This window comes from Persephonella sp. (genome assembly GCF_027023985.1).
GTDB lineage: Bacteria > Aquificota > Aquificia > Aquificales > Hydrogenothermaceae > Persephonella_A.
In genome coordinates, this window is record NZ_JALVTW010000016.1 from 1 (window position 1) to 14,653 (window position 14,653).

Here is a 14,653-nt window from a genome sequence, read left to right on the forward strand (position 1 = left end):
GCTTTATATATGGCTTATAGAAAATAATAGTAATTAAAATAGACAGAATAATGACATTTAGGAAAGGTTCAAAAAGAAGATATCCTAAAAAAAGTAGAAAAGATAGGAAACCGAAAAAGAAAAAGTTTCCTATCTGCTCATTGAAATTCAATTATCTTTAATTATTCTTCTCCTTTCTTAAGTGCACCAGCAACAAAAGCAACAATAGCTGTTAAAATCGCAAAAGCTGTCATGATGATAAATGCAAGCCATGGTCCCATCTTAATCTCCTCCAGATATGATTTTATATCTTATATATGCCCGAGTTAATTATTTACTCTATATTATTTCCTGTATATCAGTCAAGTTTAACTTTCTAATATTTTTAATGCTTCGTCAACAGTGGCGTTTTCATGAACTATTTTAGAAAGTGCTTTTGTGATTTTCGCTACGTCGTCATGTTGGAATACATTTCTTCCCACAGATAATCCTGCACATCCTGCTACTACAACAGCATCGTAAATCATCTGGAGAAGTTCTCTATCTGAATTCACCTTTGGACCTCCCGCAATAACAACAGGAACAGGACAACCTTCAACAACTTTTCTAAAGCTTTCAGGGTCTCCTGTATATGGAACTTTTACAATATCTGCCCCCAGTTCTGCTCCAAGTCTTGCGATATGTGCTATTGCATCAGGGTCAAATGGATTTTTAACCTCTGGCCCTCTGTAATAAAGCATTGCAACCAGAGGCATCTGCCATTCAAGACATGCCTTTGAAACAGCTCCGAAATCTTTTAACATCTGTTTTTCATCTTCTGCACCAATATTTACATGTATAGAAACCCCATCTGCACCCAGTTTTATAGCTTCTTCCACCGTGCAGACAAGGACTTTATCATTTTTGCGGAGGGAAAGGTCTGTTGATGCTGACATATGGATTATAAGACCAACATCTTTTCCTTTTCCTCTGTGTCCCTGTTCAACAATACCTTTATGCAAAATTATTGCGTTTGCTCCACCTTCTGCTATTTTTTCAACAGTTTCTTTTATGTTGATTAATCCTTTCATTGGTCCTGAACTAACCCCGTGATCCATAGGCACAATAACAGTTTTTCCTGTGTCCCTGTTCATGATTCTTTCCAGTCTGACCCTTTTACCGATACCCAATTTTTCCCTCCTGAAACACTTTTATATAATTTTACCTAAAATAAATCCTAAAATAAAAGCAATTATCACGGCAATAATTAGTTTTGTGTTATTTCCTGATGGTTTCTGGCCTAAATAACCACCTGTTTTCCTTTCTCTTATGTAATCTCTGTCATATAGTCCCATTACTCAACACCTTCCTGTTTAACAGTAATATTTTCTTTATTTTTCATTACCTCAAGCTCAATCTTAAGCTCTTCTATTTTTTTGTCTTTTTCTTCCAATTGTTGTCTGCATTTTGCCAGTTCTTTTTCTGTACTCTTTAGGTTTCTGCTTAACTTCATTTTGTCTATCTTGTAAGCTATCCAGTCGGTAATGGCAAAAATTATGATTAATGCTGCTCCGATTATAATACTGGCAATTATGATAAGTGCCAGAGGTATTTCAGGGGTTTGAAGTGTCGGAAGTATCTTAACAGATACATTTGGGGATGTGTTCATAGAAACAAAATAGGCTACAGCCAATAAAATAATAAGCCATAATATTAATTTAATTTTGTTCCACATTTTTTATTCTCCTTTTAACTGCTCAATGGCATTTTTAAGTTTATTGTATATATCTTTTAAATCCTGTGAAATTACTTTAACCTCACCAATCACAGGCATAAAATTAGTATCTCCATTCCATCTTGGAACAATATGATTGTGCAGATGGTCTTCCAGTCCGGCTCCGGCAACTCTACCAAGATTATATCCCAGATTAAACCCATGGGGATTTAAGGCTTTTTGTAAAGCTTTTATACCAAGTTGTGTGAGCTGTGATATTTCGCAAAGGGTCTCCCTATCCAGTGCTGTGTAATCTCCTATATGCTCATAAGGAACAACCATAAGATGACCAGCGTTATACGGATAAAGGTTCATTATGATAAATGCTTTTTCCCCTCTGTATAAAACCAGTCTTTTTTCATCTTCTTCCGGATTTTTTGCAGCTGCACATAAAAAACATTCTTCCATCTTGTCGTAGGTTTCTATATACTGACTCCTCCACGGAGAATAAAGCCTTTCCATAATTCCTCCTAAAAACCACTTTTTATTTATTATAAATCAATAAAAACTTTTGAAATTTAAAAGTCTAAAAGCTTCTGATTTATTTGGAATATTGGCTTGATATCAAAATTTTATCTCCAAGAATTTACATTTTTCGTTTTTGAATTATAATAATCTAAAAACGAATTTTTGTGGAAATGAAATTCATAAACAGAGAAAAAGAAATAGCAACTTTAGAAAAAGAATATCAAAACAAAAAATCTTCTTTTGTTGTTATATATGGAAGAAGAAGGGTTGGCAAAACAACTCTTATTGAAAAATTCATACAGGATAAGTTAGCTATATATTTTCTTGCAGATTTACAAAATGAAAACCTTCAGATAGAAAGATTCAAAAATGTTGTTGCAGAGGCTTTAAGAGACGAGATTTTAAAATCCTTGCAAATAAATGATTGGGAAACTTTATTTAAGTATATTTTCCAAAAAAAATACAGCCAAAAACTCATAATAGCTATAGATGAATTCCAATATCTTGCGAAAGTAAACAGGGCAATTCCTTCTATTTTTCAGAGAATCTGGGACAATATTTTAAAAAATGAGAATGTAATGTTAATTCTTTCAGGCTCTTTAATAAGCCTCATGTATGATATTGTCTTAAGTTACTCAACTCCTTTGTATGGTAGAAGAACGGCACAAATAAAGCTTCAACCTATGGATTTTTTTGATTTTAAAAAATTTTTCTCTTTAAGGGATAACAATACTCTTTTACAGTTTTATAGCGTTATAGGTGGTATTCCTAAATATATAGAGTTTTTCAGTGAAGACAAAAATATTTTTGAAAACATAAAAGACAATATATTAGATAAGAATAGTTTTCTATATGAAGAACCTAAATTCGTTTTAAAAGATGAAGTAAAGGAACCTATAACCTATTTTTCCATACTCCAGATAATAGCTCAGGGAGAACATAAAATTGGAAAGATAGCCTCCAGGCTGGGAATACAAACGCAAAATTTGACATCTTTTATTGAAAAACTGATAGACCTTGAAGTAATAAAAAGGGAAGTTCCTGTTACTGAAGAAAATCCTGCAAAAAGTAAAAAAGGTCTTTATTTCATAAAGGATAATTTCTTTAATTTCTGGTTTAGATATGTTTTCCCTTATCAGAGTTATCTGGAAACAGAAAGATATAATTTTGTTCTTGATAAGATACAATTGGAGTTTAATTACTATGTTTCCTTAATTTTTGAAGATGTTTGTAGAGAGTTTATATTAAGAACCGAAACATTACCGTTTGTAGTGAAAAAAGCAGGAAAATGGTGGGATAAAAATACAGAGATTGATTTGGTTGCCTTAGGGGATAGGGAGATTTTGTTTGGAGAATGTAAATACTGGGATAATCCTGTGGGATTAAATGTTCTTAATGAACTTAAGGGAAAATCAAAATATGTAGATTGGAGAAAAGGTGAGAGGAAAGAATTCTTTGCAATTTTTTCCAAAAAGGGTTTTACAGAGGAACTAAAAAAACTTGCAGCCTCTGAGGAAAACATACTTCTGTTTTCTTTGGAAGACTTTTAGTATGTCTGTCTTGGGTCAACATCAATAATTAGTTTTATATTTTTTTTACTGCACAGATTATATAACTCTTTTAATTTTTCCTTTTCTTTAAAATTCCTCATTAAGATTTGAAATCTGTTTTTTTCTCTAACTTTTGAAAAAATAGCAAAAAAAGGTCCTTCATACTCAATTGAGCTTATTTTTTCCTTTTTAATCCATTCCTGAAAAATCTGTTTTACCTTGTCCAGCTCCAGACCTTTTTTTTCAAATGTAAGCAGTATCAGCTTGCTATAAGGTGGCATATCGGTTAGTTTTCTGTTTTGTAGTTCATATTTGTAAAAAATAGAGAAATCCTTTTTATCAAGTGCTTCAAATGCTATATGTTCAGGATGATTTGTAAAAATGATATATTTAGAAGATACTTTAAAATAAGGTAAAGCAATACTCCTGAAAAAACTTTCTTCCCCTCTAAAATCCGGAATATTCAGGAAAAAATCAGGATAAATATTGATTATCCTGTCATAAATTCCAAAAACAAAATCCCTTGAGGTTACCGATGTTGTAATGGTTATACTGGCATTTTTTTCAGGGTCTATAGAAACATTGTCTCCAAACTTTTCTTTTAGTATCTTCCCAACCTTTTCTATCCCAAATCCAATCTCTTCCAGTTTATGTTCACATTCAGGACAGGTTTTTATGTAAGGATACCTTTTCTCGCATATCTCACACTGGAGATATTTTTGCTCTGCAGTTGAATGGATTTTTAAAGGAATATCACATCTTTCGCATTTAATCTCTTCCTCACATACAGGGCAGTATAAAAATGATGCATACCCTTTTCTGTTGACTATTATCAGGTTTTTTTCTTCAGGTTTAATAGCTTTTATCAGCTCTTTTTTCAGGTCTTTGTATGAAAAACTCTTAAGCGAAATCTCCGGTTTTTTATTAATATTCTTGAATATATCCTTTCTGGACAGGGATTTTGCCTTTTTGGTGTAAAGCATATAAATACTTTCAACAGAGGGGACTGTAGAGGCATAAATCAGAGAAATATCTTTTTTAACCCTGAATATCTCAAATGCCACTCTCCTTGCGTCAAATCTGGGGGTTCTGTCTGCTTTGTATGCCTGTGAGTATTCTTCCTCAATTATAATTGCTTTTAGATTTTTTATGGGTATAAATAAAGCACTATAAGTGCCTAAAACTATTTTTTTAGACGTTTCTTTCAAGCTAAACCAGATTTTAATCTTTTCTTTCTCTGTAATTGCATCGTGGTAAATAAAAACCCTTTCACCGAATATTTTTTTTAACTCTGGGTAAATTTTCTGTATAGTGGCAATATTAGGAAGAATTATAAGCAGGCTTTCCCCATTTTTTATAACTGATAGTCCAAGTTTTATATATTGTTTCAGTCTGTTTTGTGCTGTCTGGTTTTTATAAAGATATATTCCGGATTTCAGATTAATGGACTGATATTTTATTTCCGGTTGTTTAACAGATTTTTCTTCTCTGAATATAAACCTTTCTTCCTGAACAAGTCCCTTTTTGATTAATGTTTTAAGAGTATTCAGTGAAAATCCAGCTTCTTTGACCTGATTTCTATCTACCTCCCCTTTTTCCAGTATAAACTCAAGGAGTTTTCTGGCTTTTTCTGATAAATGGGGGATGTCTGAAAGGGTTACAACTGCCGGACGGTATATCTTTTCTTCTGATATACCTTTTATCCAGTTTCCTGTTTTTCTGTTTAGTTTCCATCTCAGACCTTCAGGCATTGCATAATAAATGGTGGTTCCTATCGGAGATACATAATACTCTGAAATATTTTTCAGGATTTGAATGTAATCCTCAGACCATACAGGTTTTTTATCAGGTATCTGGTATATTTCTCTTATTGATTTCAGGTCTTTGTTTTCTGCAAAGCCTGTTATTATCCCTGTTAGACCTAAATTTCTAAAAGGAACAAGAACCCTTCTGCCTATTAACTCTTTGTTTTCAAGATGGTTTATATAGGAAACAGGAATTTTGTATGTAAATGTCATAAAAAGGGCTACAGGGAGAGCAACATCTACGTAAATATACTCTTTGTCATCGGCTTTCACTATAATTCTTCAATGGTAAAGTTATCATTTGTATAAATACATATTTCTGAGGCAATTTTCATTGCCTGTTCAACAATCTCTCTGGCAGACATATCTGTATTTCTATAAAGAGCAAGTGCTGCAGACCTTGCAAAATCTCCACCTGAACCTGTGGCAAGGATTGGTTCATCAGGTTCAATAACATCTCCATTACCGGAAATCAGAAACATATTATTCTTATCTGCAGCAAGTAAAACAGCTTCTAATCTCCTTAAAAATTTATCTGTTCTCCAATCTTTTGCAAGTTCAACGGCAGCTTTCAGGAGATTTCCCCTGTATTTATTAAGTTTTTCTTCAAGTCTTTCCATAAGTGCCAGTCCGTCAGCTGCAGCTCCTGCAAAACCAACAACTACTTTGCCGTCCATCAATTTTCTAACTTTTTTTGCAGAAGCTTTCATAACACTATGACCAAGGGTAACCTGTCCATCTCCGGCCATTACAGTTTTTCCGTCTTTTCTGACTACCAGTATTGTTGTGCTTCTACTTTTTTGCATACTTTTCCCCTACTATCTGTTTAGGGTCATAAAGGAAAATTCTTTTGGCAAAAAGAAATCTTTTTTCATAATAAGGTTTATGAATACTGCTTATTATAATTCTTTTCCCTGCAGATGAGGCATGTATCATCTTTCCATCCCCAACATATATTCCAACGTGGGATGGGTATCTGGCATAAGTCTGGAAGAATAAAAGGTCACCAGGTTTAAGGTCTTCTTTGTTTACAAAGACACCGTATTGAGCCTGTGCCCTTGCTGTTCTTGGAAGGTTTATACCGGCCATTGCATAAACTTTCTGAACAAATGCCGAGCAGTCCATTCCCCAGATAGACTGACCACCAAATCTGTATTGAATACCAAGCAGACCTATTGCAAACTCAACGATACTTTCCTGAAATTTTGGAGCTGGAATGCCATCATCTAACATAACGGCTTTGTATCTTTCTTTTGCGTAAGAGTATTCAGGAATATTGCCGTTATTTGAATCCAATGCAAATGCTGTGGCTGAAAGGAAAACACCGGCAGCAGCTAATAATCTCTTCATGGCCTCTAACCCTTTTTTTCATATTATAAGCTTTAAGATTACTTTTCGTAAAGCTTTTTGATATTATTAGTTTTATGAAAGAAAAGGATTTAAGACCTACATCTTCAAAGGTAAGACAGGCACTTTTTAATATTCTGTATGATGTTTCCGGAGAAAGATTTTTAGACCTGTTTGCAGGAACTGGGGAGATAGGCATAACGGCATTGAAAAAAGGTGCTGAGTTTGTTTATTTTGTTGAGAAAAACAGAAAAAGGGCAGAAGATATAAAGAAAAAAGCCTCTAAATTCTCAAAAAATTTTAAGGTGGTGCCTGTGGATGCCTTGAAATTCCTGAAAACATACAAAGACCAGCCATTTGATATTATATTTGCTGACCCACCTTACAACTACAAAGATTATGATAAATTAATAGATATGGCACTTAAAAAACTTGCTGATGGAGGAGTTTTTATTCTTGAACACAGAAGTAATAAACACTTTGGTGCAGATGAAGAAAGAAAATACGGGGACACAGTTTTGTCTTTCTGGAGAAAGTAAATGATAACAAAGATATGTGTATATCCGGGAACTTTTGACCCTGTTCATTATGGGCATCTGGATATAGTAAAAAGAGCTTTAAATATATTTGAGTATGTTGTGGTAGCTATAGCTACAAATCCAAAGAAAAATCCCCTTTTTTCAGTTGAAGAAAGGGTGGAGATGTTCAGAAAGTCTGTTGAGGATTTTGGCAAAGACAGGGTAATTATTGAGCCTTTTGATGGGCTGCTGGTTAATTTTATGAAAAAGTATGATACAAAAATAATAGTTAGAGGAGTTCGTCTATTTACTGATTTTGAGTATGAGCTCCAGATTGCAATGACTAATTACAATTTAGACCAGGTTGAAACTTTATTCCTTATGCCTTCCCAAGAACTGATTCATATAAGCTCTTCAATCGTAAAGGATGTGGCAGCCCACCACGGAGATGTGTCAAAAATGGTTCATCCTTATGTGGAGAAAAAATTAGAGGAGAAATTCCTGTGAGGGTATTGCTTGTTTTAATTCTTGTTTTTTTTGCTTCCTGTGGATATAAACCTGTGTCCTATGATATACAAAAGAAAGAGGTTTATTGTATAAAAAGGATACATTTTCCCCGTGCTGAAGCAACAGCCCTTGATGTTTTTACAAGAGCAGTTTCTGATGCTGTTATATCCTCAGGTAATATCCTTGAGTGTTCAGGTCGCACCACAAGATTTATTATCGTAAATATAAAATCTTTGAACATTTCTCCGATAGGATACTCACGGGCACAAAGGGCAAGTATTTATAAAGTTACTGTTGACCTTGATTTTATTATCCAAAACAGAAAAAATGAGGAAACATTCAGGAAAAATATTAAAGAGATTGCCCAGTATACAGGAGCAGGTCTAAGGGGAGATGTGGAGAGAAGATACGCAATTGAAGAAATCGGGAAACTTGTAAACATTAGAATTTATTCTATATTATCAAAACTATAATGGCAGAAAAAAGTATTGTTCAGCTTATTAAAAATTTTGACCTTAAAGAGCTACAGCCTGTTGTTCTTGTTTATGGGAGTGAAGATTTTTTAAAAAAACAGCTTGTTGATAAACTAAAAGAAAGAGCAGATGTCCATATTTTCTGGGGAGATGAGACTACATATTCACAGGTAAAAGAGGTCTTTGCCAGTTCATCTTTATTTTCAGATGGAAATATAGCTGTAATTTTTGATTTTGATGCATTTCTATCTAAAATCTCAAAAGATGAACAAAAGCAGTTAATAGATTTAGTTAAAAACTTTTCTTTGCCTGACAGATTTTTTCTTATTTCAAACAAAGAAAAACTCCCTGCAAAAGAGCCTTATAAAACTATTAAATCTGTTGCAGATATTGTTGTATCCCAGAAATTAACCCCTAAAGCTTTTGCAATTTCAATAAAAAAGAAGCTGGAAAGGGAAGGTAAAGAGATAGACGATGAAACATTAAAATATCTGGTATCAAAGCTAAAAAATGACCTTTGGTATGCAAAACAGGAAATAGAGAAACTTCTGCTTTATACTTCCGATAAAAAGCAAATCACAAAAGAAGATATTGATGCAGCTATAAATCCAAAGATTGAAGAAAATGTTTTTGTTTTTCTGGATAAATTTTTTGCCAAAGATAAAGATGCAGTAAGAATATTCAGGCAGCTTATAGAAACAACTCACCATCCTTTTGAGATACAATCATTACTGCTTGGTCAGATAAACAGACTGCTGTTATTCAGAACATACATAGAAAAAGGAAAACCTACAGAAACAGCATTTTCCCTTATGAATGTAAAACATCCTGCTATGAAAGGAAGCATCCAAAAACAGGCTTCCAAAACAACAACCAGAGAACTAATTCAGCTAATAAAAGACCTTTACCAGCTGGAAAAAAACCAGAAAATAAATTATCTGGACATAAATAGCTCCCTTGAGGAATTTATATTAAAAAGAGTTCTACAATGAACAATGAAACATCTTTTGAACTTAGCTTAAGACCTAAAAAGCTTAGCGAGTATATAGGACAGAAAAGAATAAAACAGCAGATAGCTGTTTTTATAGAAGCAGCAAAGAAAAAAGATGGTGTTTTAGACCATGTGCTAATTTCAGGTCCAGCAGGTCTGGGTAAAACTACACTGGCACAGGTTATAGCAAATGAGCTTGGGAAAAATATAGTTTTTACATCGGGGCCTATTCTTGAGAAAAAAGGAGATTTGGCCGGAATTTTATCCTCACTGGAAGAAGGGGATATTCTATTTATAGATGAAATCCACAGACTAAATCCTTCTGTTGAGGAGGCTTTATATCCGGCAATAGAGGATTTTAAACTGGATATTGTTATAGGAAAGGGAAATTCATCACGGAGTATCAGAATAGACCTGAGCAGATTTACCCTTATTGGAGCTACAACAAGGACAGGGATGCTAACATCTCCTTTGATTTCCAGATTTGGGATAATTCTTAATATGGAATATTACGATAACGACTCCCTTGCCCAGATAATAAAACGTTCCGCAGATATTCTTTCTATAAAAATCACCGATGAAGGAGCATTTGAAATAGCAAAACGTTCCAGAGGAACTCCCAGAATAGCAAACAGACTGCTTAAAAGGGTTCATGATTATGCCATCGTTCATGGTTCTGATATCATTGATAAAAAAATTGCAGACAAAGCCTTGACCTTTCTGGGAATAAATGAGTTTGGTTTGGATGAAACAGATATTAAGTATCTATCGGCTCTGATTGAAAAATTTGGCGGCAGACCTATAGGCCTTACAACCATATCCTCTGCAATCTCAGAAAGCAAAAACACCATAGAAGAAGTAATAGAGCCTTATCTCCTTAGAGAAGGATATATCCAGAAAACCCCAAAAGGCAGAATCCCCACCGAAAAGGCAATAAAGCTGATTAAAACAAGAGGATATATTTGAAACTTGATAAAATATCATTTCTTATCCCATAGAAAAAAATAATATAGGGAGGTAAGGAAATGAGAAAGAAAATAGCGACACTTTTAGCAGGAGCGATTTTAGTAGCGTCTTGTGGTGGAGGTGGTGGAGGAGAAAGTGCAGGGAACACAGGAACAGGAAACACAGGAGGGAGTTCAGGAGGAAGTGGAACTGCGAGTGTAAGTGGATATGCGGTTGACCCTGCAATAACAGGAACAATATCTGTGGAATTGGTTGACAGCAAAAGTATGAATCCGTTTTCTTCTTATCTTGTGGGAACATTTAGCGTAAACAATGGAAAGTTTAGTTTTAGCTATGATACAAGTAAGGTAAATCTTTCAGAATATTCATATTACAAGATATGTGTAACCAGTGGAACAGACGGGATAACAAATTTTGACTCATCTACGCCTTTATGTGATTTTTATCCTCTTGATGATACAGATGGCGGGAGTGTAAGTGGCATACTGGTATCTCCTTTAGGTTCTATCGCAGGAATTTTTGGATTGACAGATACAGAACTTTTAAACTATCTACAATCTAAAGGAGTAACTATTCCGAATTCTATAAATAGCATTGAAGAGGCAGAAACATTTATAAATCAGGTAAGGTCTGCACTTGGACTATCTGACACTGATGGATATTTCGGATGGATTGCTAAAGCCTGCGAAGATTTAAACCTTGCAAGTAAAAACAAAAGATTTGGATACAAGGTTGTAGATGCTACTAAATCAACCCCTGAAACCACATCATCAATGACAGATGCCTGCACAGTTTACGATAACGAATACAACCAAATTTCCAGTATACCTTGCCAAAAAGACCCTTCAGGCAATTTTGCTGTTGACTTATACGGAAACCTTTACGGATACAATGCTGAAACAGGAAATTATCACTACTTAATGCTACTTCCTAATGGAACATCTGACTCTATTATAGAAAGCGTTTACGGAATTCCTTGTGATACAGATAACACACCGGGAAATGGAAACGAAATATCTTTTGACTCTACTTCCGTAGAGGTTACAAGTTGTGATTTTAGCCAGTTTTCAAAAGATGGCAGAATTACTTGTAATATAAAAGGAACGACAAAACAATCAACATTCATAGCAGACACTCTACCTGCCTGTCCTTCAGATATTCAAGTAAACCAAACTTACGGAGCTACTTTTACAATCAAACCTGATTTATCAGATGTGAAATAGTATCGCAGGGGCTTTGCCCCTTAATTTTATGAAAATTATGAAACTAAAAATCTACGTCCATAATTTCCATTTTAAACCTGTTTCTCTTAATATTGTAGATGGAGAAAGGTTTAAACAGGAAGACATTCAAGGCTTAGTTGACATTCATCTAAACGGAAAAAAGCTGATTGAATATGCCTATGAGTATGATATGGAGAATAATATTTTAGATAGGGAAACCTTTCCAACCCCTTATGATGAATTTTTGCCAAACTATGCAGAATATTACTTCTTGGAGCTTGATAACCATTGCGGTGAAAAGTTAAAGCACATAGTAGAGGGATTAACCTGCACATGTCAGGTTTTTGGCTGCTGGGATTTTGAATTTATGGTTTATTTTGGTAAGCAAAATATAATCTGGTTTGACTTTAATAATTACCATAGAGAAGGAGAATATAAAAATTTTCCTATTTTTATTTTCTCAAAAGAAATTTATCAAAAAGGTCTTAAACAGCTTGAAAGTTTATTAAGAGAAAAACCACAAATTGATTGCGAGAAACAGCAGCAACGCAATTTAGAGGAATTAAAGAAGTATCTAAAAGAAACTATTCAGGAATATCTAACTGCAAAACTTGCATTGGAAAACACACCATCAAAATCTGACATTAAAAAAGCATTATCTCAACTGTCTAAAGATTTACAGCAACTTTCACGTTTTTATAATCTTTGGGGATTAGACGAAAAAAGAATAATTTTTTACCTGCAAATGCTAAGGGAACTATCCAAAGAAGAAAAAGAAAATCTCCTTTATCTGCTAAATTCTGATATAAACCAAATAAAAACAGAAATTCTCCTCAAAACTTTAAAATCAACAAGATATAAACTTCTTAAAAAAGCAGGGATATTTTAATAAATTTGCATTAAAAAACATAAGGATTTATATTTTAAGTAATATATTACTTAAAATCTTAAGGAAAAAGATGAAAACAATTACTTTAAAAACAGGAGAAGAATTTTTTGAGTATTTAGAAAACCTTAGCAAAAAATTAGGGAAACCAAAATCTCAGATTATTAGAGAAGCTGTTATTGAGTATGGAGAAAAGATAAAAAGAGAAAAAATCCATCAAAAAATGGAAAAACTTGCAAGACAGCTAAGTAAAGATAAAAACTATCTAAAAGAAATCAAAGAATTTGAAGAGTTAAGCGAGGATTTTATTGAATAAGGGTGATATATATCTGGCCAATCTAAATCCAACTAAAGGCTCAGAACTTAGCAAAGTTAGGCCTGTTATTATATTTCAGTCAGAACATCTAAAAGACCTTCCAACAGTAATAATTATTCCTTTATCAACGGATTTGAGAGATAACTGGTTTCCATTAAGAGTGAGAATTCCCAAAAGAGGAAAACTTGAAAAAGATAGTGATGCTGTCGTGGAACAAATCAGAGCTATAGATAAAAGCAGAATTATAGGAAATCCCATAGCCTCTTTGTCAAAAGAGGAATTAAGTCTCTTAGATGAGGCTGTTTTATTTGTCTTAGGAGTTAAATAATTTAACCCCTTTCCTCCCTCATTGAAAAATAAAAACATATTGTATATATTTTATTACCATTTAATAAAATCAAACGATGTTTGATTTGAAGGAGGAGCAATGGCAACAGCAGTAGAAAACAGACAAGAGCAGTTAATAGAGAAGATAAACAGGCTCAGAAAAGAAAAAAATGCGATAATTCTGGCACACTACTACCAGAGAGGTGAAATACAGGATATAGCTGATATAGTTGGTGATTCTCTGGAACTGGCAAGAAGAGCACAGGAAACAGATGCAGATATTATAGTTTTTGCCGGTGTTAAATTTATGGCTGAAACTGCAAAAATCCTGAACCCAGAGAAAAAAGTCCTCCACCCTAACCCTGAAAGCGGCTGTCCGATGGCAGATATGGCAACTTATGAAGGAGTCAAAAAACTGAAAGAAGAGCATCCAGATGCTATGGTTGTTGCTTATGTAAACACAAACGCAGATGTTAAAACACTGGCAGACGTGATAGTTACCTCCAGAAATGCTGTCAAAGTTGTTAAAAAATTAGATACCCAAAAAATTATATTCGTTCCTGACCAGTTTTTAGGTTCTTTCATAGCCCAGCAGGTTCCGGAAAAAGAGTTTATTCTGTGGAAAGGTTTCTGTCCTCCACACTTTAATCTTACACCAGACCAATTACTTGCCTTAAAAGAAAAATATCCTGATGCAAAAATAGCAGTTCACCCTGAATGTAATACCGAAACTGTGAAAATTGCAGACTTTGTGGGTAGCACATCCCAGATAATTGAATTTGCAACAACCTGTGATGCCCAGAATGTTATTATCGGAACAGAGGTAGGACTGAAACACTGGCTTGAAAAGGTAAATCCAAACAAAAATTATATATTCCCTGTTAATGCAGATTACTGCGGGACAGTCCACTGCTGTGATATGAAGAAAAATACATTAGACAAAATTGCAGATGTTTTAGAAAAAGAAACTAACGAAATTGTTTTACCACCGGATATTATAGAAAAAGCAAGAAAACCACTTGAGCGTATGCTTTCAATAGTATAAAAAAAGCCTCCTTTAAGGAGGCTTTCCTTCTTAATATTTTCTAACCGTTGGATCTATATAATCACTCCAGGCAAGAATACCACCCTCAACGTTTTTCACATTATCAAACCCATGTTGAAGGAGCCATAATGTTGCCTGAAGGCTTCTGTTTCCACTTCTGCATAAAACATAAATAGGCTTGTCCTTTGGAAGCTGGTTAACAACAGAAGGCAGTTTCATAAGAGGAACAAGCATAGCCTCTTTTTCTTTAATTCTGGAAAAGTTATACTCCTGAGGTTCTCTCACATCAAGGAGAACAAAATCCTCTCCCTTATCAATCTTTTCCTTAAGTTCCTGCACAGAAATGTGAATTTTGTTATAGGTATCTCTGTCTAAAAACAATCTCTTTCCTCCTTTTGATTTTATTTAAATAATATAATATCAATATGTGCAAATATTTTTATGACATAAATCTACCTGTGATGATTGTCATTTCCAGAAATAGCTTAAATTGATAATA

At 33.9% G+C, this 14,653-nt stretch carries 19 protein-coding genes; 11 read left to right on the plus strand and 8 right to left on the minus strand.

Annotated features, from left to right (window positions below; genetic code table 11):
• Nucleotides 1–347: 347 nt before the first annotated feature.
• From MVE07_RS04440 to MVE07_RS04455, 4 genes are read right to left on the minus strand one after another with little or no spacing between them, the layout of a single operon-like run.
• Nucleotides 348–1,148, minus strand: coding sequence for a 2-amino-3,7-dideoxy-D-threo-hept-6-ulosonate synthase (locus tag MVE07_RS04440; RefSeq protein WP_029521181.1), 801 nt, complete (start codon nt 1,146–1,148; stop codon nt 348–350).
• A 21-nt stretch (nt 1,149–1,169) separates the two neighbouring features.
• Nucleotides 1,170–1,313 (minus strand): hypothetical protein, encoded by a 144-nt coding sequence (locus MVE07_RS04445; RefSeq protein ID WP_297454565.1) that lies wholly within the window; start codon nt 1,311–1,313, stop codon nt 1,170–1,172.
• Nucleotides 1,313–1,693: a lipopolysaccharide assembly protein LapA domain-containing protein gene (locus MVE07_RS04450; protein WP_297454567.1), complete on the minus strand. Its 381-nt coding sequence runs from the start codon at nt 1,691–1,693 to the stop codon at nt 1,313–1,315. The genes MVE07_RS04445 and MVE07_RS04450 overlap by 1 nt, the downstream gene beginning before the upstream one ends.
• Before the next feature lie 3 nt (nt 1,694–1,696).
• Nucleotides 1,697–2,194 carry an HIT domain-containing protein gene (locus MVE07_RS04455; protein ID WP_297454571.1) on the minus strand — a complete coding sequence of 166 codons (498 nt, stop codon included), beginning with the start codon at nt 2,192–2,194 and terminating at the stop codon, nt 1,697–1,699.
• A 176-nt stretch (nt 2,195–2,370) separates the two neighbouring features.
• Between MVE07_RS04455 and MVE07_RS04460 the strand changes: the two genes are divergently transcribed.
• Complete coding sequence (locus MVE07_RS04460) at nt 2,371–3,750, plus strand: ATP-binding protein (RefSeq protein ID WP_297454574.1); 1,380 nt, start codon at nt 2,371–2,373, stop codon at nt 3,748–3,750.
• Here MVE07_RS04460 and MVE07_RS04465 read toward each other — a convergent pair.
• From MVE07_RS04465 to MVE07_RS04475, 3 genes are read right to left on the minus strand one after another with little or no spacing between them, the layout of a single operon-like run.
• Nucleotides 3,747–5,828: a hypothetical protein gene (locus tag MVE07_RS04465; RefSeq protein WP_297454577.1), complete on the minus strand. Its 2,082-nt coding sequence runs from the start codon at nt 5,826–5,828 to the stop codon at nt 3,747–3,749. The genes MVE07_RS04460 and MVE07_RS04465 overlap by 4 nt on opposite strands.
• A complete protein-coding gene (hslV, locus tag MVE07_RS04470) occupies nt 5,828–6,361 on the minus strand; it encodes an ATP-dependent protease subunit HslV (protein WP_297454580.1) in 534 nt (177 codons plus the stop codon). Before hslV ends, MVE07_RS04465 begins: the two co-directional genes overlap by 1 nt.
• Nucleotides 6,348–6,905 carry a C40 family peptidase gene (locus MVE07_RS04475; protein ID WP_297454584.1) on the minus strand — a complete coding sequence of 186 codons (558 nt, stop codon included), beginning with the start codon at nt 6,903–6,905 and terminating at the stop codon, nt 6,348–6,350. The genes hslV and MVE07_RS04475 overlap by 14 nt, the downstream gene beginning before the upstream one ends.
• Before the next feature lie 74 nt (nt 6,906–6,979).
• Between MVE07_RS04475 and MVE07_RS04480 the strand changes: the two genes are divergently transcribed.
• The 10 genes from MVE07_RS04480 (at nt 6,980) to nadA (ending at nt 14,154) form a co-directional block, all read left to right on the plus strand.
• Nucleotides 6,980–7,441 carry an RsmD family RNA methyltransferase gene (locus MVE07_RS04480; RefSeq protein ID WP_297454586.1) on the plus strand — a complete coding sequence of 154 codons (462 nt, stop codon included), beginning with the start codon at nt 6,980–6,982 and terminating at the stop codon, nt 7,439–7,441.
• The gene (coaD, locus tag MVE07_RS04485) at nt 7,442–7,927 is read left to right on the plus strand and encodes a pantetheine-phosphate adenylyltransferase (RefSeq protein WP_029521188.1); all 486 of its coding nucleotides are present in this window, start codon (nt 7,442–7,444) and stop codon (nt 7,925–7,927) included.
• Nucleotides 7,924–8,400 carry a hypothetical protein gene (locus MVE07_RS04490; protein ID WP_297454591.1) on the plus strand — a complete coding sequence of 159 codons (477 nt, stop codon included), beginning with the start codon at nt 7,924–7,926 and terminating at the stop codon, nt 8,398–8,400. The genes coaD and MVE07_RS04490 overlap by 4 nt, the downstream gene beginning before the upstream one ends.
• A complete protein-coding gene (gene holA / locus MVE07_RS04495; RefSeq protein WP_297454594.1) occupies nt 8,400–9,392 on the plus strand; it encodes a DNA polymerase III subunit delta in 993 nt (330 codons plus the stop codon). The genes MVE07_RS04490 and holA overlap by 1 nt, the downstream gene beginning before the upstream one ends.
• A complete protein-coding gene (gene ruvB, locus MVE07_RS04500) occupies nt 9,389–10,357 on the plus strand; it encodes a Holliday junction branch migration DNA helicase RuvB (RefSeq protein ID WP_297454597.1) in 969 nt (322 codons plus the stop codon). Before holA ends, ruvB begins: the two co-directional genes overlap by 4 nt.
• 59 nt (nt 10,358–10,416) lie before the next feature.
• The gene (locus MVE07_RS04505) at nt 10,417–11,580 is read left to right on the plus strand and encodes a hypothetical protein (RefSeq protein ID WP_297454600.1); all 1,164 of its coding nucleotides are present in this window, start codon (nt 10,417–10,419) and stop codon (nt 11,578–11,580) included.
• Nucleotides 11,581–11,617: 37 nt separating this feature from the next.
• A complete protein-coding gene (locus tag MVE07_RS04510) occupies nt 11,618–12,469 on the plus strand; it encodes a hypothetical protein (RefSeq protein ID WP_297454603.1) in 852 nt (283 codons plus the stop codon).
• 70 nt (nt 12,470–12,539) lie between these two features.
• Nucleotides 12,540–12,782, plus strand: a complete 243-nt coding sequence (locus MVE07_RS04515; RefSeq protein ID WP_297454606.1) for a ribbon-helix-helix domain-containing protein — start codon at nt 12,540–12,542, stop codon at nt 12,780–12,782.
• On the plus strand, nt 12,775–13,110 hold the full coding sequence (locus tag MVE07_RS04520) for a type II toxin-antitoxin system PemK/MazF family toxin (RefSeq protein ID WP_297454609.1): 336 nt from the start codon (nt 12,775–12,777) through the stop codon (nt 13,108–13,110). The genes MVE07_RS04515 and MVE07_RS04520 overlap by 8 nt, the downstream gene beginning before the upstream one ends.
• A gap of 99 nt (nt 13,111–13,209) precedes the next feature.
• Nucleotides 13,210–14,154 carry a quinolinate synthase NadA gene (nadA, locus tag MVE07_RS04525; RefSeq protein ID WP_297454612.1) on the plus strand — a complete coding sequence of 315 codons (945 nt, stop codon included), beginning with the start codon at nt 13,210–13,212 and terminating at the stop codon, nt 14,152–14,154.
• A gap of 30 nt (nt 14,155–14,184) precedes the next feature.
• On the opposite strand, the gene MVE07_RS04530 is transcribed toward nadA, so the two are convergent.
• A complete protein-coding gene (locus MVE07_RS04530) occupies nt 14,185–14,535 on the minus strand; it encodes a rhodanese-like domain-containing protein (protein WP_297454616.1) in 351 nt (116 codons plus the stop codon).
• Nucleotides 14,536–14,653: the final 118 nt, after the last annotated feature.